Source organism: Nocardia sp. NPDC024068, assembly GCF_040638875.1.
Taxonomy (GTDB): domain Bacteria; phylum Actinomycetota; class Actinomycetes; order Mycobacteriales; family Mycobacteriaceae; genus Nocardia.
The window spans coordinates 329,406-353,217 of record NZ_JBEZYU010000001.1; the positions used below are offsets into that span (position 1 = coordinate 329,406).

At 67.2% G+C, this 23,812-nt stretch carries 16 protein-coding genes and 1 pseudogene (1 of these 17 running past the window's edge); 10 read left to right on the forward strand and 7 right to left on the reverse strand.

Annotation, left to right across the window (positions count from 1 at the left end):
- Both AB0F41_RS01385 and AB0F41_RS01390 read right to left on the reverse strand, forming a co-directional pair.
- Window positions 1–7,792, reverse strand: partial view of an SDR family NAD(P)-dependent oxidoreductase gene (locus AB0F41_RS01385; protein ID WP_357420692.1) — the 5' end (the start) only. 16,709 nt of this gene lie to the left of the window's left edge; the window shows 7,792 of its 24,501 coding nt (coding positions 1–7,792); its start codon is at window positions 7,790–7,792; its stop codon lies beyond the left edge, outside the window.
- Window positions 7,793–8,658: 866 nt separating this feature from the next.
- Window positions 8,659–9,504, reverse strand: a complete 846-nt coding sequence (locus AB0F41_RS01390; RefSeq protein WP_357420693.1) for an AMP-binding protein — start codon at window positions 9,502–9,504, stop codon at window positions 8,659–8,661.
- Here AB0F41_RS01390 and AB0F41_RS01395 point away from each other — a divergent pair.
- Both AB0F41_RS01395 and AB0F41_RS01400 read left to right on the forward strand, forming a co-directional pair.
- Complete coding sequence (locus AB0F41_RS01395; RefSeq protein WP_357420991.1) at window positions 9,453–9,917, forward strand: hypothetical protein; 465 nt, start codon at window positions 9,453–9,455, stop codon at window positions 9,915–9,917. The two genes, AB0F41_RS01390 and AB0F41_RS01395, sit on opposite strands and share 52 nt — an antisense overlap.
- Before the next feature lie 18 nt (window positions 9,918–9,935).
- Window positions 9,936–10,562, forward strand: a complete 627-nt coding sequence (locus tag AB0F41_RS01400; protein ID WP_357420694.1) for an antibiotic biosynthesis monooxygenase — start codon at window positions 9,936–9,938, stop codon at window positions 10,560–10,562.
- A gap of 347 nt (window positions 10,563–10,909) precedes the next feature.
- Here AB0F41_RS01400 and AB0F41_RS01405 read toward each other — a convergent pair whose 3' ends face one another.
- Together AB0F41_RS01405 and AB0F41_RS01410 are read right to left on the reverse strand one after the other, a co-directional pair.
- The gene (locus tag AB0F41_RS01405; protein ID WP_357420695.1) at window positions 10,910–11,350 is read right to left on the reverse strand and encodes a transcriptional regulator; all 441 of its coding nucleotides are present in this window, start codon (window positions 11,348–11,350) and stop codon (window positions 10,910–10,912) included.
- Window positions 11,347–12,171: an alpha/beta hydrolase gene (locus tag AB0F41_RS01410; RefSeq protein WP_357420696.1), complete on the reverse strand. Its 825-nt coding sequence runs from the start codon at window positions 12,169–12,171 to the stop codon at window positions 11,347–11,349. The genes AB0F41_RS01405 and AB0F41_RS01410 overlap by 4 nt, the downstream gene beginning before the upstream one ends.
- A 240-nt stretch (window positions 12,172–12,411) precedes the next feature.
- Here AB0F41_RS01410 and AB0F41_RS01415 point away from each other — a divergent pair, with 240 nt between their 5' ends.
- Window positions 12,412–12,963 carry a DUF4352 domain-containing protein gene (locus AB0F41_RS01415; RefSeq protein ID WP_357420697.1) on the forward strand — a complete coding sequence of 184 codons (552 nt, stop codon included), beginning with the start codon at window positions 12,412–12,414 and terminating at the stop codon, window positions 12,961–12,963.
- Between the two features lie 251 nt (window positions 12,964–13,214).
- Here AB0F41_RS01415 and AB0F41_RS01420 read toward each other — a convergent pair whose 3' ends face one another.
- Window positions 13,215–13,673 (reverse strand): hypothetical protein, encoded by a 459-nt coding sequence (locus tag AB0F41_RS01420; RefSeq protein WP_357420698.1) that lies wholly within the window; start codon window positions 13,671–13,673, stop codon window positions 13,215–13,217.
- Window positions 13,674–14,134: 461 nt separating this feature from the next.
- Between AB0F41_RS01420 and AB0F41_RS01425 the strand changes: the two genes are divergently transcribed.
- The 7 genes from AB0F41_RS01425 (at window position 14,135) to AB0F41_RS01455 (ending at window position 22,110) form a co-directional block, all read left to right on the forward strand.
- Window positions 14,135–15,142, forward strand: coding sequence for an LLM class flavin-dependent oxidoreductase (locus AB0F41_RS01425; protein ID WP_357420699.1), 1,008 nt, complete (start codon window positions 14,135–14,137; stop codon window positions 15,140–15,142).
- A gap of 227 nt (window positions 15,143–15,369) precedes the next feature.
- Complete coding sequence (locus AB0F41_RS01430) at window positions 15,370–15,807, forward strand: IS5 family transposase (protein WP_357420700.1); 438 nt, start codon at window positions 15,370–15,372, stop codon at window positions 15,805–15,807.
- A 302-nt stretch (window positions 15,808–16,109) separates the two neighbouring features.
- Window positions 16,110–16,703, forward strand: coding sequence for a helix-turn-helix domain-containing protein (locus AB0F41_RS01435; RefSeq protein WP_357420701.1), 594 nt, complete (start codon window positions 16,110–16,112; stop codon window positions 16,701–16,703).
- A gap of 71 nt (window positions 16,704–16,774) precedes the next feature.
- Window positions 16,775–17,683: an SMP-30/gluconolactonase/LRE family protein gene (locus AB0F41_RS01440; protein ID WP_357420702.1), complete on the forward strand. Its 909-nt coding sequence runs from the start codon at window positions 16,775–16,777 to the stop codon at window positions 17,681–17,683.
- 355 nt (window positions 17,684–18,038) lie between these two features.
- Complete coding sequence (locus tag AB0F41_RS01445) at window positions 18,039–18,737, forward strand: nitroreductase (RefSeq protein ID WP_357420703.1); 699 nt, start codon at window positions 18,039–18,041, stop codon at window positions 18,735–18,737.
- A 216-nt stretch (window positions 18,738–18,953) separates the two neighbouring features.
- Window positions 18,954–20,294 carry an NtaA/DmoA family FMN-dependent monooxygenase gene (locus tag AB0F41_RS01450; protein WP_357420704.1) on the forward strand — a complete coding sequence of 447 codons (1,341 nt, stop codon included), beginning with the start codon at window positions 18,954–18,956 and terminating at the stop codon, window positions 20,292–20,294.
- Between the two features lie 274 nt (window positions 20,295–20,568).
- The gene (locus tag AB0F41_RS01455) at window positions 20,569–22,110 is read left to right on the forward strand and encodes an MFS transporter (RefSeq protein ID WP_357420705.1); all 1,542 of its coding nucleotides are present in this window, start codon (window positions 20,569–20,571) and stop codon (window positions 22,108–22,110) included.
- A gap of 446 nt (window positions 22,111–22,556) precedes the next feature.
- On the opposite strand, the pseudogene AB0F41_RS01460 reads toward AB0F41_RS01455, so the two are convergent.
- Window positions 22,557–22,853 (reverse strand): annotated as a pseudogene (locus tag AB0F41_RS01460) (aldolase/citrate lyase family protein); the annotation flags it as partial.
- A 4-nt stretch (window positions 22,854–22,857) separates the two neighbouring features.
- Window positions 22,858–23,811 carry a phosphoglycerate dehydrogenase gene (locus tag AB0F41_RS01465; RefSeq protein WP_357420706.1) on the reverse strand — a complete coding sequence of 318 codons (954 nt, stop codon included), beginning with the start codon at window positions 23,809–23,811 and terminating at the stop codon, window positions 22,858–22,860.
- Between the last annotated feature and the right edge of the window lies 1 nt (window position 23,812).

The following is a 23,812-nucleotide window of genomic DNA, read 5'->3' on the forward strand; positions in this document are numbered from 1 at the left end:
CCGCGGAACGCCGTACGAATCCACGCAATACCGCGGGGACGCTGTCGAATGCGTCTGCGCGACGCAACGCGGCCGCGTCGAAGCGGATCGGCACCAGCCGCGCGTGCGAGTGCGCGAGCGCGGCGTCGAACAGGCGGATGCCCTCGCCGTCACCGAGCTGCCCGAACCCGAGCCGCTCCCATCGCGCGAGCGCGGCGCGGTCCAGGCCACCGGTCATACCTCCGGCCTGGTTCCACGGCCCCCATGCCAGCGAGGTGGCGGCCAGCCCGGCCGCGCGCCGCCGCTGCGTCAACGCATCCAGGAAACCGTTGGCCGCGGAATAATTGCCCTGTCCGGCCGACCCGAGCACCCCGGCGACCGACGAGAACACCACGAAAGCCGAGAGGTCACGGTCACCGGTCAACTCGTGCAGATTCCACGCCCCGTCGACCTTGGGCGCCAGCACACGCTCGACCTGCTCATCGGTCAGCGACCCGACCGTGCCGTCATCGAGTACGCCCGCCGTATGCACAACGGCGGTCAATCGGTGTTCGGAGTCGATGCTGTCCAAGAGGGCTCGAGTTTCGTCACGATCGGCGACGTCACAGGACACCACCCGGACGTCCGCCCCCGACTGCGCCAATTCGGCGACCAACTCGGCCGCACCCGGCGCATCGGGCCCACGCCGCGACGTCAACACCAGACTCCGCACACCGTGCCCGGCCACCAGATGCCGGGCGAACAACGCACCCAGCCCACCCGTCCCGCCGGTGATCAACACCGTCCCGTGCCCCATCGGCGCCGGCGCTCCGTTGCCCGCCGGCGCGGACGCGCGTACCAGGTTGCCCGCCGACGCGGACGCGCGTACCAGCCGTGGCACCATCATCTGGCCACCACGCACCGCGACCTGCGGCTCACCCGACCGCAACACCGCCGCAATCCGATCCGAATCCAACGGCACCGACGGATCCTCGTCGACCAGCACGAACCGATCCGGATTCTCCGACTGCGCACTACGCACCACACCCCACACCGCCGCCGCGGCGAGATCCGGCGTTTCCCCGGGCAATCCCGCGCAACCCGTCGTGACGACCACCAACCGGGCACCGGACAACCGGTCCTGCGCCAGCCATGACTTCAGCAACGCGAGTGTGTCGTGCACGCGCGCCCGAACCTCGACCGAATCGCCGGCGGGCACCCGCCACACCACCACGTCCGGAACACGTTCCGCAGCAGCAGTATCGGCGATCGAGCCATGGGACGCATCGACGCCTGGCACCCGCGTATCCGTGAGTGCTGCCACCGCTGGTGCGGACGTACCGCCCGGCGTTACCTCGGCACGTTCCCAACGCACCTCGTACAGAGCCGCTTCGGCACCGGCGAGAGTGCTCCGGAACGCCTCGGCGTCGTATGGGCGCATCACGACCGCGTCGACCGACACGACGGGATTGCCCGCCGGATCGACGGCCGCGACAGAGACCGTCTCCGCGCCCGTCGCGACGGCAGCAACCCGAAGCGATGTCATTTCCGCGGGCCGCCCACCGTCTGCCGCCACGTCGTGGAACCGCGCACCACCCCACCGGAAGAGCAATCTGCCGGTATCCGGATCGGAATCCGTGTCACCTCGCAGGAACTGGGCGAGGCCGGCGTGCAACGTCATATCCAAGAGGGCCGGGTGCAGATGGAAGAGTCCCGGTTGCGCCGCCGCGCCGGCGTCGAGCGTGATCTCGGAGAACACCAGATCGTCGCGTTGCCACGCGGCGCGCACACCGAGGAACGCCGGTCCGTACTCGAGCCCGGAGGCCTTGGCCATCTGATCCGGAATGCCCTCTGCGGCAATAGGTTCGGCGTCGACCGGGGGCCACTGCTCGTCCCGCAGCCACGACAGCAACGCGGTATCACCGTCCCACTCGGCCGCGAGCACGCCGGACGCGTTGTGCACCCACTCACCGTCCGGAGAAACACGGAAATAGAACTCGAACACACGACGCCCGGCCCCATCGGGCGCCTGCACCAGCACCTGCAACTCGATCTCATCACCGACACCCGGCACGATCGGCGCCTGCAGCGTCAACTCCTCCACCACACCACAACCGATCCGACCACCGGCGACGAGCAGAAACTCGATCAGGGCCGCACTCGGTACAACCACGACACCGAATGTCGCATGGTCGGCGATCCACGGATGCGTACGCAACGACAAGCCGCCCGTGAACAACCACTCGTCGGTACCCGCCAACCCGACCACACTCGTCAGAACCGCGTGATCCGTCGAAGCCGGCGCCCCGTCGTTCGGCTGCAGCCAGTAGCGGCGATGTCGAAACGCATAGGTGGGCAGCGGAACCCGGCGAACCGGCCGGCCCGCGAACAGCGGCTGCCAATCCACCCCCACACCCGCGACATGAAGCTGCGCCAACGACGTGACCAGCTGCGTCACCTCGCCGACCGACCGCCGCGCGGTCGCTATCACCACCGACTCGGCTTCGGGTGTCGGGGCCAGACACTCGCCCGTCAAGGCCGCCAGCACAGAATCCGGGCCCACCTCCACAAAACGCCGCACACCCGCGCCGACGAGAGTGTGCACGCCCGGTGCGAACCGCACACAACCACGTACCTGTTCCACCCAATACTCGGGATCGGTCACCGCACTCCCGGCAACCTCACCCGACACATTCGACACAATTGGCACCAGCGGTTCGCGATAGGTCAATCCCGCTGCCACCGCACGGAACTCGGCCAGCATCGGATCCATCCGCGCCGAATGGAAGGCATGACTGACCCGCAACCGGCTCGCCGGGCGGCCCCGCCGCGCGAACAGCGCCTTGAGCTCACCGACGGCATCGGCGTCCCCGGAGAACACCACTGCCTCCGGACCATTCACCGCGGCCACCGACACACGGCCGGGATACCCGGCCACCACCGCCGTCGCCTCGTCTTCCGAGACAGCGACCGCCAGCATCGCCCCACCCTCGGGCAGCCCACCCATCAACCGGCCCCGCGCCGCCACCAGCGCACACGCATCCGCGAGCGACCACACCCCCGACACATACGCCGCCGCCAACTCACCGATCGAATGCCCCGCGACCACATCCGCGACGATGCCGAACGATTCCAGCAGTCCGAACAACGCCACCTCGAACGCGAACAACGCCGGCTGCGTGAACTCCGTCCGATCCAACACCGAACCATCACCATCGGCGCCTCGGAACATCAACTCCCGCAACGACCGCCCCAGCAACGGATCGAACTCCGCACACACCTCATCCAACACCGCCGCGAACACCGGAAACGCGCCAGACAACTCCGCACCCATACCGACCCGCTGCGCACCCTGACCGGTGAACAAGAACGCCGTCCGCCCCGAACCGACAGCACCGGTGACCACACCCGCGCCGGTACCCGAGTCGGCGAGATTCGCCAACCGCTCGAGCAACTCGTCCCGATCACGGCCGAGTACCACACTCCGCGAATCCAGCTGCGCCCGCGATGTCATCAGCGAATAGGCCGCGTCCGTGAGGTCCACGTCGGGCCGCTCCGACAACCAGGTACGCAGCCGGTCGGCCTGTGCCCGCAGACCCGCTTCGCCCTTACCCGACACCAGCAGTGGGGTGAGCGGCGCCGCCCTATCCGGCTGCCGCGCCGCATCGTTGTCACCGGAGCTCGCGGCGGCGCGGGCGGCGGGTGCTTCCTCCAGGACGACATGCGCGTTCGTTCCGCTGATCCCGAACGACGAAACACCCGCTCGCCGCGGCCGATCCCCGGCGATCCAGGGCTCGGACTCGGTCAGCAGCCGCACCACGCCCGGATCCCACTCCACGTGCGGCGACGGCGTTTCGGCGTGCAGCGTCCGCGGCAACCGCTCGTGCCGCAGCGCCTGCACCATCTTGATCACACCGGCTACGCCCGCGGCGGCCACGGTATGACCGATATTCGACTTCAGAGAACCGATCCGCAACGGCTCCCGATCGCCGCGACCGGATCCGTAGGCGGCGATCAGCGCCTGTGCTTCGATCGGATCACCCAGCGTGGTACCGGTTCCGTGCGCCTCCACCGCGTCCACATCGACCGCCGAGATTCCGGCGTCGGCGAGGGCCTGCGCGATCACCCGCTCCTGTGACGGACCGTTCGGTGCGGTCAGGCCATTGCTCGCCCCGTCCTGGTTGATCGCGCTACCGCGAACCACGGCGAGAATATCGTGGCCGAGCCGCTGCGCATCCGAAAGCCGTTCCAGTACCAGGACACCCGAGCCCTCCGACCATCCCACGCCGTCGGCCGCGGCCGAGAATGCCTTGCACCGACCGTCACGGGACAGGCCACGCTGGCGAGAGAAGTCCACATACAGCTCCGGGCCGGCCGCGATGGTGACGCCGCCGGCGAGAATCAGGGAGCTCTCCCCTTGGCGCAGCGCCCGGCACGCCGAGTGCAACGCCACCAGCGACGACGAGCACGCCGTATCCACCGTCACCGCCGGCCCCTCCAGGCCGAACACATACGCGACGCGGCCCGAGATGACGCTGTGCGAAGTACCGGTCAGCCGGAATCCCTCCAGGTCGCCGGTCACCCGACGGGAGTATTCCGACGAGCAGGCACCGATGTAGACGCCGGTATCGCTGCCCCGCAACGACTCCGGGTCGATACCCGCGTCCTCCAGCGCTTCCCATGCTGTTTCGAGCAGCACGCGCTGCTGCGGATCCATCGCCAGCGCTTCGCGCGGGCTGATGCCGAAGAACCCGGGATCGAAATCACCGGCACTGCCGAGGAATCCGCCGTGCCGCGTATAGACCGTGCCCGCTTTGCCGGGGTCCGGATCGAACAGCCGGTCCAGGTCCCAGCCGCGGTCCGCGGGGAATTCGGTGATCGCGTCGCGGCCCTCTTCAACCAGCTTCCACAGGTCCTCCGCGGAACGCACACCACCTGGGAATCGGGCGCTCATGCCGACGATTGCTATCGGCTCGTCCGATGTGGTGCGGCGCGAGACCCGGCGCTGCGCTCGGGCGGTCCCGGCGATCAGTGCCCGCAGCAGTGCCGCCACGGCGGTCGCGGTCGGATGGTCGAAGATGAGCGAGGCCGGCAGCGCCACACCAGTGGCCCGCGTCAACCGTTTCTGCAGCTCCACACCGCTGAGGGAGTCGAAACCGAATTCGGTGAACGGCAGGCCGGGGTGAATCGATCGGGCCGACTCGTGTCCCAGGACGGCAGCAGCGTGCTCCCGCACGATGTCGAGAACCAGTGTGTCGCGCTGATATTCGGGGGCCGCCAGCAGGGTGCGCGCCAGCGGACTGTCGTTCAGCGCTGCGGGACGCGTGTCACCCTCGGGAATTCGGCTCTCGGAAGTGCGGTCTTCGGCCGCGGCAACCGGCTCCGGCGCACTGTTCGAGTCGTCGGCGGGCAGCGGCTCGTCGTCCCGGGAGTGGCGGCGCCGGAATACGTACGGCGGCAATTCGACTCGTGTCCCACCCGGGACCAGCGCCCGGCGATCCACCCCGATGCCGACGCAGTGGGCTTGTACCAGCGCAGCCAAAAGCCGATCCGGACCGGATTGGCCGGGCTGCCACGACCCGACAACGGTAACGCCGGCGACTGGCTCGGCGGTAACGCCGATATCCATCGTGAGCCCCGAATACGGGCCGAGTTCGATGAATCCATTGATGCCGTGTCCGGTCGGCGCCGTGACCGCATCGGCGATTCGAACCGGCTCCCGCAGGGACCGACACCAGTATTCGGCATCCAGTCGCGCCGTATCCATGACATCGGCTGTCACGCCCGAGAAGAACGGCACCGACCCGGATCGCGGACGGATCGGCTCGAGCTCCGCGAGTAGCCGCTCGACCGCGTCGGCGCCGAGCCCGATCGAGGCCGTATCGTCCTGTCCGGCCGTCTCCTCGGCCACCACCCGCGACCGCAGCGCCACCACCCGCGCCGCATCCGCGAGCGACAACCCACCGGCGATATGGGCGGCGGCGATCTCCCCCGCGCCCCGGCCGATCACCATATCCGGCTCCACACCGGCCGCGCGCCACATCCGGGCCAGCGAGACCGTCACCGCGAACTGCGCGGGTTGCGCCACATCCACGCGATCCGGCGAGGGCCTGCCGGATTCGCCACGAAGCACCGCCGTCAGCGACCAGTCGACGTACGGCTCGAGCGCCGCCGCACATTCAGCGATCGATGCAGCGAACGCACCACCGGCATCCACCAGGTCGCGGGCCACGGACTCCCATCCGGTGCCGAGTTCCGGGAACACGAACGCGACCCGGCGCGGCGCGGCCCGCCCCCTCATCGGCTCGATGGCTACGGTAGGCGCGGCCGAGCCGGCCAAGGAGGCCAGGCCGGCCAGCAGTTCCGCTCGATCACGTCCGACGACGGCGCCGCGGCACTCCAGGTGGGCTCGCGTGGCCAGCAGCGAATGGGCCACGTCGGCCACGTCCAGGCCCGGGTGACGCAACAACCACTCCCGCAGCCGGGCCGCCTGCGCGATCACACCGTCCTCGGTGCGCGCCGACACGACCAGCGGCACCGCACCCGCCCGGCTCGCGACCGCGGCCGCGGCAGATCCGGTGGCAGGCGCCTCCTCCACGATCACGTGCGCATTGGATCCGCCCATACCGAAGGACGACACGGCCGCCCTGCGCACGGTGGCGGCGGGCCAGCTCTCCGTACCGGTAACCACCCGCAAACCCAAGTCCCCGAGTGGAATTCGCGGATTCGGTGTTTCGAAGTTCAGGCTCGCGACGATCTCGCGATGGGTCAGGCAGAGCACGGTCTTGACGAGTCCCGCGATGCCCGAGGCGCCTTCCAGATGCCCGATATTCGTTTTGACCGATCCGACAGCAAGCGGTGCTTCCCGGGTCCGGCCCACACCGTAGGTTTCACCGAGCGAGGCGGCCTCCACCGGGTCACCGGCGGGTGTCCCGGTGCCGTGCAATTCGACGTACTGCACGGAGGGCGCGTCGACACCCGCAGCTGTCAGCGCGGAGCGGATCACGGCTGCCTGCGCATCCCGGCTCGGGGCGCTCAGCACACGGCGCTCGTTGCCGGTATTGACCGCGCTACCGCGGATGACAGCATGAATCCGGTCGCCGTCGGCGACAGCACGCGCCAATGGTTTCAGCACCACCACGCCGCCGCCTTCACCGCGCACGAAACCGTCGGCCCGCGCATCGAAGGTGTGACACGCACCCAGCGCAGACTGCGCGCCGAATTGCTCGGTCCGTTCACCGCTCGTCGGCGACAGAATCAGGTTCAGGCCGCCGGCCAGGGCCACGTCGCTCTCGCCGCTGCGCAGGCTTTCACAGGCCAGATGCACCGCGACCAGCGAGGATGCCTGTGCGCTATCGACCAGCATGCTCGGGCCGCTGAAGCCGAAGTAGTTCGAAACACGGTTCGCAATGATGCCGCGCCCGACGCCCCACATCGAGTGCCGGCTGACCCCCGGCCCGCCCCGGGAGGCCAGGATCTCGGCAAAATCGCTGCCGGTGCTGCCGAAGAACACACCACACCGCCGGGCATCGCGCGCGGTGGCGGCCAGGCCCGCGTCCTCGAGCGCCTCCCAGCTCAGCTCCAGGGCGAGCAGCTGCTGCGGATCGATCGCGCCCGCCTCGTTGGGCGAGATGCCGAAGAAGTCCGCATCGAAATCCCCGGCGTTACCGAGGAATCCAGCGCGCTCGGTGATTTTCTCTCGTCCGGGGGGTGCCGTCCCGATCGCGGCACGCCCGCCTCTGAGTAACTCCCAGAAACTGTCCGGATCGGCCGCGCCCGGCATTCTGCAGGATATGCCGATAATAGCGACGGTAAATGTCGATCCGGACACCACTCAACCCTTCGTCAATCCACACACACAAACGCGCTACGCATCCGCACCCGAATGGAGAAATACGTACGCAGTCGAGAAGTCCCGCTCCAATACCCCGGCCGGCCGATCGCTAAACTTTTTATTTATCGGAATCGTCGGATATGTCGGGCATGTCGGATATTTCGGACAATTTGCCGACAACCGCACGTACTCGATTCGGCGTTGTCGCCGTGACACGGGAACCGATACCCGGGAGCCGGCCGCCGCCGCTGCACCGAGGAGACCCCACCGCTCAGACCAGGACCGGACCTGGACGAACCCTCGGCCTCGGCAGAGCGATCGGTCTGCGAGCCACTGGGGGCCGGGGCGCTACAAGACATGTAGCGAGGTCGAGACGCGCGCAGGAGTGAGTAATACCCGAACGTGAGACGCACATATCATCTACGCCACTGTGACATGAGATGACATAATCACTTTCAGTTTTTCGCATGACAGCACAGAACCATAGTGGCCGGATCCTATGTCGCCGACATCGGACCTGTCAACGATGGGAAGCCGGCGACGACCCGCCACGAGTTCCGCGGAGTCACCCCGTGCCGTATCGGGATATCCTTTTGATTCGACCCGGACGATTCGTCGGTTCCCCTGCGCGCGCACCGATATCACCGGGCGGGTATCGATATTCATCGACGGCAATACATACTTCGAGCCGGCCGCCGCCCGCGACCGTGGACCTATCTGTGCGCCCGCGTCGCGCCGGCACCGCGTCGATCTCGTCGAGTTCGATTCGGAACCCGCGAACCTTGACCTGGTGATCGGCGCGGCCCCGGAACTCGACCGATCCGGTTTCGTTCCAGCACAACAGGTCTCCGGTGCGGTACATGCGCTCACCGGGGCCGCCGAAGAGGTCGGCGACGAACCGGGACGAGGTAAGGTCCGGACGGTGGCGATAACCGTGGGCGAGACCCGCACCGGCCAGATACAGCTCGCCGACGCCGCCGGCCGGGACGGGTCGCAGCCACGGATCGAGCACCAGGGCCGTAGCACCGTGTTGCGGGGATCCGATGGTGATCGGCCGGTCGTCCTCCAGGACATCCCTGTGGGTGATCGTGACACCCTTCGGGATTCCCGTGGATCCTGGAGGTATAGATCAGATATGCGGCGTGGTCGGAGCGCAGCGCCACCGTCCTATCGGCCTGGGTGATCGCAGTCGCCGGTTCCGCGTCGATGACCGGGGCCACCGAATCATCGTCGAGGACCATCCAGTGCACCGACTGCGGTAGGCGAGCGCAGAGGTCGGTGACTGTGACGCCCAGCTTCGTCTCGGAGCCGGCGAGGAGGTGGGCGATTCGCGCCGCGGGATAGTTCGGGTCGATCGGCACGTAGATCGCACCGGTCTTGACGATGGCCCACAGGGTGACGATCGATTCGACGGAGCGGGTCAGTGCCGACGCGACAGTAGTTTCCGGTCCTGCGCCGTAGCGGATGAGCCTTCGCGCCAACCTGTTCGAACGCTCGTCGAGTTCTCTGTATGCCACCGACCGCCCCGCGAACCGGACCGCGCCGGAAGCCGAGCGCCACCCCGTCGTCACCGGATCCGGGATAGACCACCAGCGACAGGTCCTGGACAAGCCCTGTGGACAGCACCTGCAGGCGCCAGACCAGCGAATCCACAGGGCGTGTGCAGAAGATCGAGTTCGGTGTCGAGATTTCCCGCCGCAGTACACATGCACAGCGCGCGGAACTGCTACTCGCGGGCGTCGATTCCGCCGACCGCACTGGTTTCACTCGAGTCTCGGCGGCGGAGGCGCAGGCTGCGTTGGAGCCGCGCCGGACGAGTGGTGCCATGGGCAGTGCGCGGTGGCTCGTTCGGCAGCGACCGGTTTTGGCAATTAACTCAACTCAATGCTGCATCGTTGCAGGTCAGCGCGATTTTCTGACGGCTTTCCGCGCCGGGCGTGATGAGCATGTCGAGCGGGGTCCATCGAGACTTGTCGTGCCGGAAGCCGGCCGGCTGGAGAGACCCTCAAACGCATTGGGGGGCGCTTCTGGCGGGATCGCTATCGGTTATTTCCTAGCTATTGCCATGGCCGTCGTGCCGGAGGAGTGTGGGGGCATCGGTGGTGCCACCGGGGCGCTGCCCTGAGCACAGAGGGAGTGGGTCGTGTACGCACGTTCTACAACAATTCAAGCGAAGCCCTCCGCGATAGACGCCGGGATCGCGCATATGCGCGACCGGGTGACACCGGCCCTGGAGGCCATATCCGGCTGTATCGGGATGTCGTTGCTGGTCGACCGGGCGTCAGGTCGCTGCATCGCGACGACATCGTGGGAGTCCGAGGAGGCGATGCGCGAGAGCGCCGAGCAGGTGCATTCGCTCCGTGAACGCGCCGTCCAGCTGTTCGGTGCCGATTCGGCGCAGGTCGAGCAGTGGGAGGTCGGGGCCATGCACCGCGACCATCGCATACGCGAGGGCGCGTGCGCCCAGATCACTTGGGCTCAGGCCGACGATCTGGGCCGGTTCGACGCAGCGGTCGAGACCTACAAGTCCATGGTGGCGTCGCAACTGGAACAGATGCCGGGATTCTGCAGCACGAGCCTGCTGATCGACCGAGCAACTGGACGCGGCGTCGCATGCGAGACGTTCGACAGCTCCGACGCGATCGAACGAAACCGCGAACAACTCGAGACCCTACGCCGCGAAGGTACCCGCCAAGGTGGTGTCAACGTGGTCGAAGTCGGCGATTTCGAGATCGCGCTCGCCCATCTGCGCGTCCCCGAGCTGGTCTGAGGGAGGATGACATCGCGACCAACGGCTTGTTCAGAGAATAGCCGCCCAGGCGACGGTATGGGCGCTTCCCGGTACCGCTCCGCGGCAGCAGTCGATCGGGGCGGAGGGCTCACAGGTTTCAGCACCCAACAATCAGGCGGCGAGAGATAATAGCCGGGTCGCTGCAGGTGCTGCGCTGCGCAGGGTGGCCCGGTCGGCTGTAGTAGGCCCAGGGATTGCTGCGCCATGCGACATCGTCCCAGTCGAGCACTCCGGCCAGGCGCGGCAGGCCGTGTTCCCACTCCCACACGCGACGTACCGGTGGACGCCCACCGGCGGGGACTCGGGCGGATCGAGCCGCGGATCACCTACGCCCGTCGGCCACGGAGCATCTTGTCGCCGGCGTCCACGTATGCCTCGAAGAACTCGGCGATCTCCCCGATCCTGTCTTCTGCGGAGGCATCGTGCGCGCTGTTCATTCCGGCCCGCAGGACGCTGATGAACGATCGGGTCCGTTCGTGACTGGCCGCGAGCAGCTGCTCGAATCCGCCGGTCGCCTCGACGAGCAGCCGGCGGCTGCCCGGTTGCGGAATAGTGCGCGCAAGACCCCAGGAGACGAGTTCGCGTACAGCCGTACTCACCGCGCCCTTGCTCGAGTTCAATGCGGCACCGAGGTCGTCCAGCGATACCGGATCGGCGCTGATCAGCAGCCGGCCGTATACGCGGCCTGTTACGCGGGGCAGATTCCACGTGGACAGGATGTCGCCCATCGCGGTGACGAATGCGGCTTGTTCGTTCTCGTCGGTCATTCGCATCGTTCCTCCGCCGCGCTCTCCCAGGCGTTGATCATGCCTCGGATTTCGCGTGTCGCCGCCTCCGGTGCGTCGAGAGTGACGACGTGGCCGGCGTCGGGAACGATGTGCTCGGCCACTTCTTCGGCCTGCGCCCATTGTGCCATGGCGGTGGCGATGTTACCCGTGCGGTCGTGATCACCGCGGATCAAACCGAGCGGTACGGGTGTGCGGTAATCCGGGCTCGGATCGACCAGCGATACGGTGGCGCGCCAGACGTCGAGGAAGGTGCGTTTCGGCATCCGTGCGAACACCGTTTCGCACGCGGCGATCGCCTCGGGCGTCACGGCGGAAGCGCGGGCCATCAGTCGCGGCAGTTGCGCGGCGGGAACGAGTGCCAACGACGGAGCGGCGAGTTTCAGCAGTGTCCGCTCCAGGCTGCTGAGCGGGCCCGCATTCCAGGTGGAGCCGATGGCGATCAGGGCATACACGCGCTCGGGGGCGGTGCGGGCCAGCTCCTGCGAGAGGTTCCCGCCGAGGGAATGCCCGATGAGAATCGGACGTTCGAGGTCGAGCTGCTCGATCAATGCGACGAGGTCGCCCAGGGAGCCTGCCGCGGTGAACCGGTGCCCCGGCGCGAGAGTCGACTCACCGTGGCCGCGCTGGTCCCAGACGACGACTCGATGGCCGGACTCGTGCAGGGCCTTCGCTTGCGTCTCGAACACGGTGTGGTCCATGCCGGCGCCGTGAGTGAATACCACCGCCCGGCGCTCGCCCGCCAGATCGCGAAAGCGTACGACACCACCGTCGCGCTCCAGGGCTCGGTTCAAATTCTCCATATTCTGAAAATAGCAAATTTGTCGACCCGTGCCTGCGGAGCGTCTCCCGGGCCGACCCTGCCGCGGTAGGGATTCACCTGCAATCGTCAATTCTCTACGGCGTGATAGCCACGGCCCTACTGCTGTCTCATTACCAAGGTTTCGAGACATCCCCGTTCCGTGTAGCCGCCGGACGCTCACACTCCTGGGCTCGCCGGCGATAGCGTCAGTGACAGAGCTTTGGGGTCTGGAGGAAGCGTGATGGAGTCGATATTTCGGACAGCGTTGGTGGGTCCGATGCTGCGGCGGGCCGGACGCGGAGCGTGGTTCGGTGTGATGTGCGTGATGGCGTTCGCGTTGTGCGGCTGTGGCGGCCTGGGCACCGATGACGCCGGGAAGGTGCACCCGGTCGGCAGCCGGGTCGAGGTCGGCGGATTCGGGTTCGTGGTCACCGGCGTCGATGGACCGATCAGCGAGATCGGTACCGGCGGCCCGAAGAAGGTTGCGGAAGGGCAGTATCTCGTTGTCCATGTCGAGGTGACCAACGTCGGAGCCGAACCACTGGCCTTCTTCGGTGGTGCGCCGCGGCTCATTGGTGACGACGGACGAGACTTCGGGCCGGACACGGCCGCTGAGCTCGCCCTCGAGTCAGATCCTTTCGAGGACCCGGTGGGCGAGATGATCGCCCCGCAGGTCGCGCGCACGATGACCGTGGTCTTCGATGTACCGGTGTCGGTTCGGCCCGCCGCTATGGAGTTTCGGCACATCGTCTCGAAATCCGACCTGGATACGGTCCGGGTCGCGGTGGCGTGAGGACATTCGTGGCCGCTGAGACCGAGCCGACGGCGACCGCACTTGCGCGCTCACACACACCACGGCAAGCACCCTCGTTCCCGTCTCCGCCAGCGAGCCCACACAGCCACGTCCCGCCACACAACCCCCGGATGACCGGCCAACCAGCACAACCGCCGCTGAGACCCACTTATCGGCGGCCGGAAATCGGCATTTGCCCCGGTCGAAAACCAGTCAGGGCCTCGCCGTTCAAGGCTCACACACCAGCAGCACTACCGCCCGGCCGGAGTCGGGACCGCCGTCGAGGTGGCCGGGCCCACCGAAGCATGCACGGTGATTTCCGGCGTGGGTGCGCCCGCAGGCGGCGGCGACTCGATCCGGTCGAGCACCGGCGCCACGGTGTCATAGACGGCCGCCGCCAAAGACTCGTCCTTCGCCTGATCGCCACCGTGGGCGTTGTAGTCCAGACCTTGCAGGTAGTCCACCATCTGCGGGCCGGTGAGTTCGACCGTCACCATCCCACCTGGCAACTCGGTGACCTTCTTCGGCTCCGGGACCCGCTTGACGTTATTACGCGTGTTCGTCCTCTCCCACAGATCCTGCGTCATGTGCAGCTTGAACGCCGGAACACTGGCCGCCTTCCGTTCCCGCTCCTCTTGCTCCGGCGGCGAATTCGTCACGCACCCGGCCGTGAAGACCACCAAAAGCACCGCTACCAAGGTCCCGACCACTGCCCTATCCCAGGCCGTTCCGCTACCAGGCATTCCCCGCGTCCCCTCTGCTCACCGGGCAGGCCCCGCCCTGCCGCCATATCCAGAGTACCGAGAGATGACGACAATTCGGGCGAAAACGACTGGCACAGCAGCCCTTTCACCATATTCACCCACCGGACCGAACCGGTACCCCCGCGGTGGACCGGCCGGGCTCAGCGCGAAGAATCGACGCGCACCAGAGATGTTTCTCCGGCCGCCATCGCCGATACAGCGACGTCGGGTGGAGTCGGCACTGGCATGGTCGCCGGACCTGTACTGATCACCGGCTGGACGACCGGATCGAGTAATTCTTATTCGAGGCGGGCCGAGAGGCAGCCGGCAACCGAGACCGTTGCCTGGTTCGCCAGGAGGAATAGACCCGAGGTTCTGATGGTTGACAGGGCAGCCTTGATTGTCGTCAACGTGAGGAACCTGCGACAGTGTCCGTGCCATTGAGCATTCTCGATCTGGTCTCCATCCCCGATGGCTCGACGGCCCGCGATGGTATCGCCACTTCGATGGACGCCGCCCGGACAGCAGACCGGCTCGGCTACCGGCGGCTCTGGTTCGCCGAGCATCACAACACCGCCAACCTCGCCGCCAGCGCCACCTCGCTGCTGATCGCGCAGGCCGCCTCGGTGACCGAACGGATCCGCGTGGGCTCCGGTGGTGTGATGTTCCCCAACCATGCGCCGCTGATGGTTGCCGAGCAGTACGGAACCCTCGCCAATATGTACGGCGACCGGATCGATCTGGGCCTGGGCCGGGCCCCGGGCACGGATATGATGACCGCTCGGGCGCTGAGCCGGTCATCGAGCGAACCGCAGGCTTTTGCGGAGAACATCTACGATCTGCAGGGCTGGTTCGGCGCGGACGGAACCGCCCGGAGTGCCCCGATCGTTTCGGCCGTCTCCGCGGGCACCGAAGTCCCCATCTGGGTCCTCGGTTCGACCGTCAACGGAGCCTCCATAGCCGGTCAGCTCGGTTTGCCCTTCGCGCTTGCCTCGCACTTCGCGCCCGATCAGCTGGACGAGGCCGTCCAGGTGTACCGCGACACATTCTCCGATTCCGCGCCGACCGCGCAGATCACCGAGCCGTACCTGATGGCGGGCATCAACGTCATGGTGGCACCGACGGACGCGGAGGCCGAGCGAGAGTTCACCACGCTGGAGCAGATGTTCCTCGATATCCGCAGCGGCCGGCGCCGCAAGCTCCAACCACCCATCGACCCCGAAGAGCTTGCCGCCCAGGGGGGTCGGGATCATGCGATGCTGCGAATCAAGGCCGTCGGCGCCCCGCGGACGGTCGTGCGGGGACTGGCGGAATTCGTCGAGCGCACCGGCGCCGACGAACTCATCACCGTCACCTACGCATACGACCCCGCAGTGCGGCAACGTTCCCTGGAGCTTCTGGCCGGCGAGTGGTTCGAGCCGCCGACGGGTGCGTGAATGGTTGCATCATCTTGTACTCGATCGGGGTCCGCATACCGAGCACGGAGTGACGGTGGCGCCGGTTGTGGAAGATCTCGGAGTACTCGAAGATCGCATTCGCCGGCTAGGCCGCGTTTCATAAGCCCGTGAGTTGAGGGGCGGAATCCGTTGTCCGGGTTGAGAAGTTGGTGATATGGCGAGGTCTCCGGTAGTTGGTTGAACGACCAAGCACAACCGGAGACCTCGTGAACAGCGTAACGGCAACGTGCCGTGCGGATCTGACCGATGCCCAGTGCGCGAAACTGAAACCGCTACTACCTGCTGGTATGAAGCCGGGCCGACCACCGCGGTGGTCGAAACGCCGATTGATCGACGGGATCCGGTGGCGGATTCGAACAGGCAGTCCGTGGCGTGATATTCCGAGGGTATATGGGCCGTGGCAGACGGTGTATGGGTTGTTCCGCCGCTGGCAGCGTGACGGCACGTGGGAATCGGTGCTGACCGCACTGCAAGCCCACGCCGATGCGGGCGGTGAGATCGAGTGGACGGTGAGCGTGGACTCCACGATCGCCCGCGCGCACCAGCATGCGGCGGGTGCGCGCCGCGACTTCGACGGCCAGGTCGAGGCGACGGGTGGTTTCGACGACGAGGCGGCCTGGATAGAGTCGACCACGCCGCGCTGAATCCGGAGTAGACCGGGAAAGGCCTACGACCGAGACCGGATTCCCGCGCCGAGATGATGCCGAAAGCCCATGGTGTCGTGAAATACCTGCATCCCCTTCGGTGCTACTACACGCACGCGACCGACCTGGGCGTCCCGCAGGAACAGACCCTCGGATATAAGACAACCGCGCCCGGGGTCACGGTAAGACCTCAGTGACCGACCCACGATTTGACCGGATGCCGCCTCCGCTTTATGCTCGAATTCATACGGAGGTTGCATCCGTTTTGCATTTTCGCAGTATCACCGGAGGCAGGAGGGCACATGAACGTCAGTGAGCAACGAGAGCGCAAGCCCCGCGCGGACGTCCAGCGCAACCGCGCGGCCTTGCTGGAGACCGCGCAGCGTCACTTCCTCCAGCATGGGGTCGGCACGTCCCTGGAGGCGGTGGCCAAGGAGGCGGGCGTCGGGCCCGGCACCCTGTACCGGCATTTCCCCACCCGGGAAGCGCTGCTGGCGGCCGTTCTGCAGACACGTTCCGAGGAGCTGGTGGCCCGCCGAGCGGACATCGAGCAGATGGGCGATGCCGGTGAGGCATTGGAGCAGTGGCTGCGGGCAATGGAGGAGTACTTCAGCGCTTTCAGCGGGCTCCCGGACCCGCTCATGGCCGCGGCCCAGGCGCAGGACCCGGACAATCCGCTCACCATTCCTTGCGACATCTTCATCGCCGCCACCGACAAATATGTGGAAGCAGCTCAGAGCACGGGACAGGTACGCGCGTCGGTGCGTGGCTACGACCTGTTCCTCGCGGCCTGTTCCATTGCCTGGATCAAGGGCAACGGTGCCGACGAGGAGTCACTCGACCGGCTCCGCACGCTCCTCGCGAGCGGCTACCGCCTGCGGGACGAGAAGGCGTAAATCGCTGGGCGCGCCGCGCTCAGGCCTGATCCACCGGCATCCGGGACCACAGTTTTCATCAAGGAGGATTTATGAGTCATTCGCCAAGGGTTTTGCCCGCTGACGCTCGCCGCATTGTTGCGCAGGGTGATCTCGGCTACCTCGAGGGCGCCCGGTGGTACCGCGGGGCGCTCTGGTTCTCGGATATGACCCGACGCAAGATCAGTCGCCTTTCCCCCGGTGAGCCACTCGAGGATATCGCCGATGTACCCGGGCGCCCCTCGGGTCTCGGGTTCGGTCTCGATGGGGCACCGATGGTTGTTTCCATCGACGACGGACGGCTGCTGCGCGTGGGAAGTAGCGGGCTGGAGGAACTCGCCGACCTCGCGCCGGTCGCGTTCCATCCCAACGATATGGCCGTAGACCGGGAGGGCCGCGCATATATCGGCCCGCAGGGCTATCCCTTCGGAACCGACCCCATCGGCGTGAGTTTGATCATCCGCCACCCCGACGGCCGGATCGACACGGGCGGCGAGGACCTGATATTCCCCAACGGCATCGCCATCTCCGGCGACGGGCGCACCCTGGTCGTCGCGGAATCGTTCCGGGCACCACGTACCAGGCTCACCGCGTTCACCGTGACCGACGACGGTGCGCTGACCGACCAGCGCGTGTTCGCCGAATTCGGATCACCGGACACCGAGTCCATCGATGGCATCGGCATCGACAGTGAGGGTGCGGTGTGGGCGGCCTTCCCATGGATCGGTGAATTCCGGCGCGTCCGCGAAGGCGGCGAGGTCACCGACGTCATCCGGATCGAACCGGACGCCACGTATCCCGACGGCGGCACATTCGCCGTGGACGCGATCCTCGGTGGACCGGAGATGCGGACCCTTTACCTGCTCATCTCGGATACAAGCCCCGAGCGCCTCGTCGATGGCTTCGATGCCACGGGCAGGATCGAAGCCATCGAGGTCGAGGTGGCAGGAATCCGGGACTGACGGCAACGCTTGCGTCTCCACGACAGCGTCGCGGAGCGTTCCACATCCTCCCGGTTACTGCCATCCTGCAGGATGTCGTGGAGACGAATCGTGCCCCGCCCGCCGCCGACCGGCCCCCGCCGGTACGTCAGGTACACCCAACACGTCACATACACGAACACGAACACGAACACGAACAGCGCGTAGTCCCCACACTTCGACCAGGCGGTCGTGCCGTGCCGCGGTCTGCAAGCAGCCTGCCGGTACCCGCAAAGTGCCCGCTGCACCCGGCCCTCAGGACCACTGCCTCCTTGGGCAGACAGCATCTGTGCCCGGCCGCCGTGTCGGCGACTGCGCGCCTCGGAAAGGAAACGCCTTGTCCGGCACAGCGTCCCTCTTCACGGACCTCGTACGCTCCCGGCGCTCCCCCCGTAAGTTCCTGCCCGCCCCTCTTTCCCCTGCGGACATCCGCGGCGTGCTCGAAGACGCGCAGACGGCCCCTTCGAACAGCAATACCCAGCCGTGGACAGTGCATGTTGTCTCGGGTGCGGAGCGCGACGCACTCGCCGAGGAACTGCTTCAGGCCGACACGGAGGGACGCACCTCCCCGGATTTCACCGACGGCTACGGCGACGGCATCTATCTCGAGCGGGCGCAGGCCCTGGCCGCGAGCTACTACGGATCCCTCGGCGTCGCGCGCTCGGACCTGGAAGGCCGAAGGGCGGCGGTCCGCGAAAACCTCGAGTTCTTCGGAGCTCCCCATGCCGCCTTCCTGTTCATGCCGGCCCTGGGCGACGGGGTGCGGACGGCCGGTGACATCGGAATGTACGCGCAGAACTTCCTGCTCTCGCTGGCGTCCCGCGGGTTCGCCGGCATTCCGCAGACCATGCTCGGGATCTATGCCGACACCGTCCGCGGATTCCTGGATGTTCCCGCGGATCTCAAGCTGCTGTTCGGTATCTCCTTCGGCACGGCCGACCCTGCGGGACCGGTGAATCCGTTCGGCAGGACACGCATCCCGCTCGAGCAGAGTGTGGTTCTGCACGGCACTCCCGGCGTCCTCGACGGTCAATAGTCCGTCATACCACGCGGCGTGCGGGTCCGGGCCGCCACTCGGCCGGTCCGGACCCGGAGCCCGCGCTCACGACTTCGGTCCACACGCACGGCATACGCCTCGCGTTCCTCCTGCTGACAGATTGCGTCATCTTGACAATTCGGAGGCAGCCTCCGTATTGTTGAAGAGATATCGGAGGCACTCTCCGTTTCTATTACCCCGTCTGGAGGAGCAACCATGACAAGCCGGCAAATGGTCCTGGGCATGCAGTTCAGCGGCGGCTACGGGGCCGAGCCCGGGGCCTGGCGATTGCCGGGTGCGAATCTGAACAGCTACACGGATATGGACCAGTTCGTGCGTTACGCGCAGGCCGCCGAACGCGGCAAGGTCCAGCTGCTGTTCATTGCCGACACCCCGGTCCTGGATATGGACCTCACCCACCACGCACCGCGCCAGGCGATCGAGCCGCTACTGCTGCTGACCGTCCTCGCGCGTGAGACCGAGCGGATCGGCCTGGTCACCACCGCCTCCACGACTTTCAACGAGCCCTACAACCTCGCCCGCCAGTTCAAGGCCCTGGATGTGATCAGCCACGGCCGGGCCGGCTGGAACGCGGTGACCACCTCCACCCCCGCTGCGGCGGCGAACTTCGGCAGCGAGATTCCGCCGCGTGTGGAGAAGTACGAGCGCGCCCACGAGGTCATCCAGATCGTGCAGGCGTTGTGGGGCAGTTGGGAGAAGGACGCCTTGCTCCTCGACGTCGAGAACAAGCGGTACGCCGATATGGACAAGATCCAGCCGGTCAACCTGCACGGCCGCCACGTCGCTTCCCGCGGCCCGCTGCCCATCCCCCCGTCCGAACAGGGTCAGCCGGTCATCTTCCAGGCGGGCGGCGGCGGTTACGGCCTCGAGATCGCGGGCCGTTACGCCAGCGGTGTCTACGCCAACCCGTACAGCATCGAGGATGCCCGAGCTCAGCGCCAGGCCCTGCGCGACGCCGCCGAGCGCGCCGGACGCGACCCGGACGAGGTGAAGATGCTCGCCGGCTTCATGCCGACCATCGCCGGCTCCCGCGCTGCCGCTCTGGAGCGACGTCGCTTCCTGGACGAGGTCGTCGACCTGGACCAGCGCGTCCGCTATCTCGGGGCCATGATCGGTCTCCGGCTCGGCCCCGAACAACTCGACCAGCCGCTCACCGTGCAGCAGCTGGCCGCCGCCGTGCCCAGTCCGCGCGACCCACGCTCCGGCCGCGCCCTGGAAGTGGCCCGGGAAGGCTGGAGTCTGCGCGATGTGATCGCCCACGGTGTGATCGACTATCACCCCGTGGTCGCCGGCACCGCCACCGACGTGGCCGACCATATGCAGGAGTGGTTCGAGGCCGGGGCCTGCGACGGCTTCTCGATCGCCCTCGACGCCTTCCACGACGGCTTCGACACCTTCGTCGACCAGGTCGTCCCCATCCTGCAGGAACGCGGCCTGTTCCACGAGGACTACGAAGGCTCCACCCTGCGCGAGAACCTCGGCGCCCACGCGCAATACGGCCTCGACCCGCGCCTCACCGAGCCGGCCCGGGCATGACCACCACGACGTAGCTCCGCCATCACCACCGAGGCGGTCGCGGTCGGCCCTGCGACTGACCTACACCGGCGTCATCCGGCACACACCCGGCAGGCCGCCTGACCACAGGCCGTTCCGACGGCGCAGAACGCATCTTCCAGCGGCCCTTCATCGTGGGCCTGTAGCAAGGACATCACCGACCATGAAACGCCCGCTCGACGAACTGACCGCCGCCCCCGGCAGCGACAAAACACATCGCACCCAGCCATCCGCACCACCTGAAACGGACCCTCTCATGGTCCAACCCGGTCAGCCCTTCGCACCACCCGCGGCGAATACCCGCACGGTTGAGGCCCCGCTGGTCACCGACCGTGGCACCTTCCGTCACGGGTCGCCCGGAAGTGACGCCGCGGTGCCGGCTCCGGCCATCACGGCTTACGCGGCCGCCGAAACTCCAGCTCGCACTGGGCTCGTCCCCGTCCTCGCGTTCGCCGGCATCGTCGTCGCCGTCATGCAGACACTGCTCGTCCCCGTCATCGCCAACCTTCCCCGGCTCCTGGACACCACAGCTGCCAACGCCGCCTGGGTGATCACCGCGACACTCCTGTCCAGCGCTGCCGCCACTCCGATCATGGGACGGCTCGGCGACCTCTACGGCAAACGCCGATTCATCGTCGTCAGTCTCGGACTGATGGTGCTGGGCTCGCTGATCTCCGGATTCACCTCCGACCTCGTGCTCATGGTCGTAGGCCGCGCCGCGCAAGGCATCGCATTGGGCGCCATCCCGCTCGGCATCGGCATCATCCGGGACGAATTGCCGCCCGAGCGGCACGGATCGGCGATCGCGCTGATCAGCAGCTCCATCGGCATCGGCGGCGCGCTCGCCATACCGCTGGCATCGCTCGTCGCCCAATACGTCGACTGGCACTGGCTCTTCTTCGTGGCCGCCGCCCTCGGCGCGACAGCCATGGCCGCGATCTACGCAGTCGTCCCCGAAAGCGCGCAGCGCGCCCCCGGCCGCTTCGACGTGATCGGCGCGCTCGGGCTCACGCTCGGACTCGTCGCACTACTACTACCCGTCTCCAAGGGCGCCGACTGGGGCTGGACAAGCACCACCACGCTCGGACTCTTCGCCGCCGCCATAGTTATCTTCCTGCTATGGGGCCTCTTCGAACTGCGCATCGAGGACCCGCTGTTGAACCTGCGCACCGCCTCTCGCCGCCAGGTACTCCTGACCAACCTGGCCGCGATCACCACCGGCCTCGCGTTCTACGCGGTGACACTCGTCCTGCCGCAACTACTGCAGCTCCCCGAGTCCACCGGCTACGGGATGGGAATGTCCATGCTCGCCACCGGCATCTGCGCAGCCTCCATGGGGCTCGCAATGATGATCGCCGCCCCGCTCGCCGCCCGGCTCTCGGCCGCGCACGGACCGAAAGTCACCCTGATGACGGGACTCGCGCTGCTCGCCATCGGATACCTGGCCGGAACAACTCTGCTCGGCGCCGCATGGCAAATCGTGATCGTCGCCTTCCTCGCGGGCAGCGGCGTCGGCACCGCCTACGCGGCAATGCCCGCCCTCATCCTCGGCGCCATCGACCCGTCGGAATCCGGCGCCGCCAACGGACTGAACTCACTGATGCGGGCCATCGGCACGGCGATGTCCAGCGCCGTCGTCGGCGTCGTCCTCGCCGGCACGGCTCAACACGTAGGGAACACCGAGATACCCACACTGGACGGCTTCCGCATCTCGTTCCTGATCGCGGCGGGTGCAGCGGTGCTGGGTCTCGTCCTGGCGGCGCTTCTGCCTGGGCGTAAACGAGGTGAAGCAGGATGATGCCGGGGCTGAAGCCCGCTGCCTTTGGAGGAATTCACCCGGTCGAGCCCGCCGCGTTCGCTTCCCCCGGCCCCTCCGGATCCACGTTCATCGTAGGTTTCCAACAGGCCCGGCTACCGGCCGCTCTTCACCCCACCGCCCTCCGGGATAGCCGAGGAACAGCACGGCCGAGCTATGGGACTCGACCTCTTGACGAGCTGGTGAATTCGGCCATGGAGAGGTAACCGCGGACCCGCGGTGAAGCGTGCCTTCGCGGGCATCGCCGAGGCCGGAAAACCCTTCGGGGTCAATGCTTTCGATCCGGGCACCGCGCGCGACTACGCCGCAGCCGGAGCCGGAGCCGGAGCCCGGTTCATCCTCGTCGGAGCCGATGTGGCGCTGCTCGCGCGCGCCTCCGAGAAGCCGGCCGGAACCTACCTCGCGAGCACGGCTCGGGCTCCCCGTACCAGCATTACGCCGGACAGGCCGGGCAGTCCGCGGAGCCGGTCGAGGTCTTCGGACCAGAAGGGGGTGGTGCGGTCGTTGATCCGCACCCAGGCCGAGTTGTGTTCCAGCCAGTGCGCGACCTCGGCGTGGGCGGCGGGTTTGCGGGTGGGATCGACAGCGTCTTCGATATCGAGCACGATCTGGTCGGCGTCGCAAAGTAGGGCGCCGTCGACAGCGCCGGGTTCGGCGACGTTGACCAGCAACCAGGAGCGGGCGATGGTCGCCTCGACTCGGCGTGTGGTGTGTTGCGCGGTCATCTGTTCACCCTTCCGGGCGGTCGACGGGATGCGCGGGTTCGCGGCCCGCCAGGGCATCGATAACGGCATGCGCAGCCGACAGGCCCGCGCGCAAGCGGGCTTCGGTGGTCTGTCCGGCCAGGTGCGAAGTGATGATCACGTTGCCGAGGTCACGCAGCGGGCTCTGGGCCGGCAGTGGTTCGTGGGCGAGGACATCGAGTGCGGCGCCGGCGATTTCGCCGGCGCTCAGCGCATGCGCGAGGGCGACTTCGTCGACGAGGCTGCCGCGCGCGGTGTTGATCAGCACCGCGGTCGGTTTCATTGCTTTCAGGCGGGCGCGGTCGATCAGGTGGTGAGTGCTCCGGTCGGCGCGGCAGTGCAGGCTGAGGTAGTCGGCTGTGGCGCAGACGGTGTCCAGGTCGAGGTATTCGATATGGGTATCGGCCGGGTCGGGGTGGGCGGTTGCCACCGCGACCGTCATACCGAAGGCGTGGGCCAAGCGGGCTACGGCTCGGCCGCTGGGGCCGTAGCCGACGACGCCGAGGCGGGCGCCGCGCAGCTCCCGGCCGGCGTGCCGGGGCCAGCCTCCGCCGTGAACGCCGGCGAGCACCGCGGGGAGTTGCCGGGCGGTCATCAGCATCAGGGCCATGGTCATTTCGGCGACGGCGTCGTGGTTGACGCCCGGTGTGTTGCAGACGCGGATGCCGTGGCGTGCCGCTGCGGCGAGGTCGACCGATTCGTAGCCGACGCCGCTGCGGGCGATGACCTTCAACGATAGTGCGTGGTCGAGCATGTCTGCAGTGACCGGTTCGCCGGCGACGATCGCGGCGTCCACTCCTTCGAACAGCCTCAGGGCCTCGTCGCGGGTGCGGGGGCCGATGGCCGGGGAATAGCGCACAGTATGACCGTGGCGGTGCAGCAGCTGGTCCACCTCGTCACCGGGCGCCAGGTAGTCGGTGGTCACCAACACTGTTGCCATT

What these genes read in the sequence shown, in the direction of transcription:
- AB0F41_RS01405 (WP_357420695.1), bottom strand. Translation starts at nt 11,350, where the DNA reads ATGACCGACGAGAACGAACAAGCCGCATTCGTCACCGCGATGGGCGAC.
- AB0F41_RS01410 (WP_357420696.1), bottom strand. Translation starts at nt 12,171, where the DNA reads ATGGAGAATTTGAACCGAGCCCTGGAGCGCGACGGTGGTGTCGTACGC.
- AB0F41_RS01415 (WP_357420697.1), top strand. Translation starts at nt 12,412, where the DNA reads ATGGAGTCGATATTTCGGACAGCGTTGGTGGGTCCGATGCTGCGGCGG.
- AB0F41_RS01435 (WP_357420701.1), top strand. Translation starts at nt 16,110, where the DNA reads ATGAACGTCAGTGAGCAACGAGAGCGCAAGCCCCGCGCGGACGTCCAG.
- AB0F41_RS01440 (WP_357420702.1), top strand. Translation starts at nt 16,775, where the DNA reads ATGAGTCATTCGCCAAGGGTTTTGCCCGCTGACGCTCGCCGCATTGTT.
- AB0F41_RS01450 (WP_357420704.1), top strand. Translation starts at nt 18,954, where the DNA reads ATGACAAGCCGGCAAATGGTCCTGGGCATGCAGTTCAGCGGCGGCTAC.
- AB0F41_RS01455 (WP_357420705.1), top strand. Translation starts at nt 20,569, where the DNA reads ATGGTCCAACCCGGTCAGCCCTTCGCACCACCCGCGGCGAATACCCGC.
- AB0F41_RS01465 (WP_357420706.1), bottom strand. Translation starts at nt 23,811, where the DNA reads ATGGCAACAGTGTTGGTGACCACCGACTACCTGGCGCCCGGTGACGAG.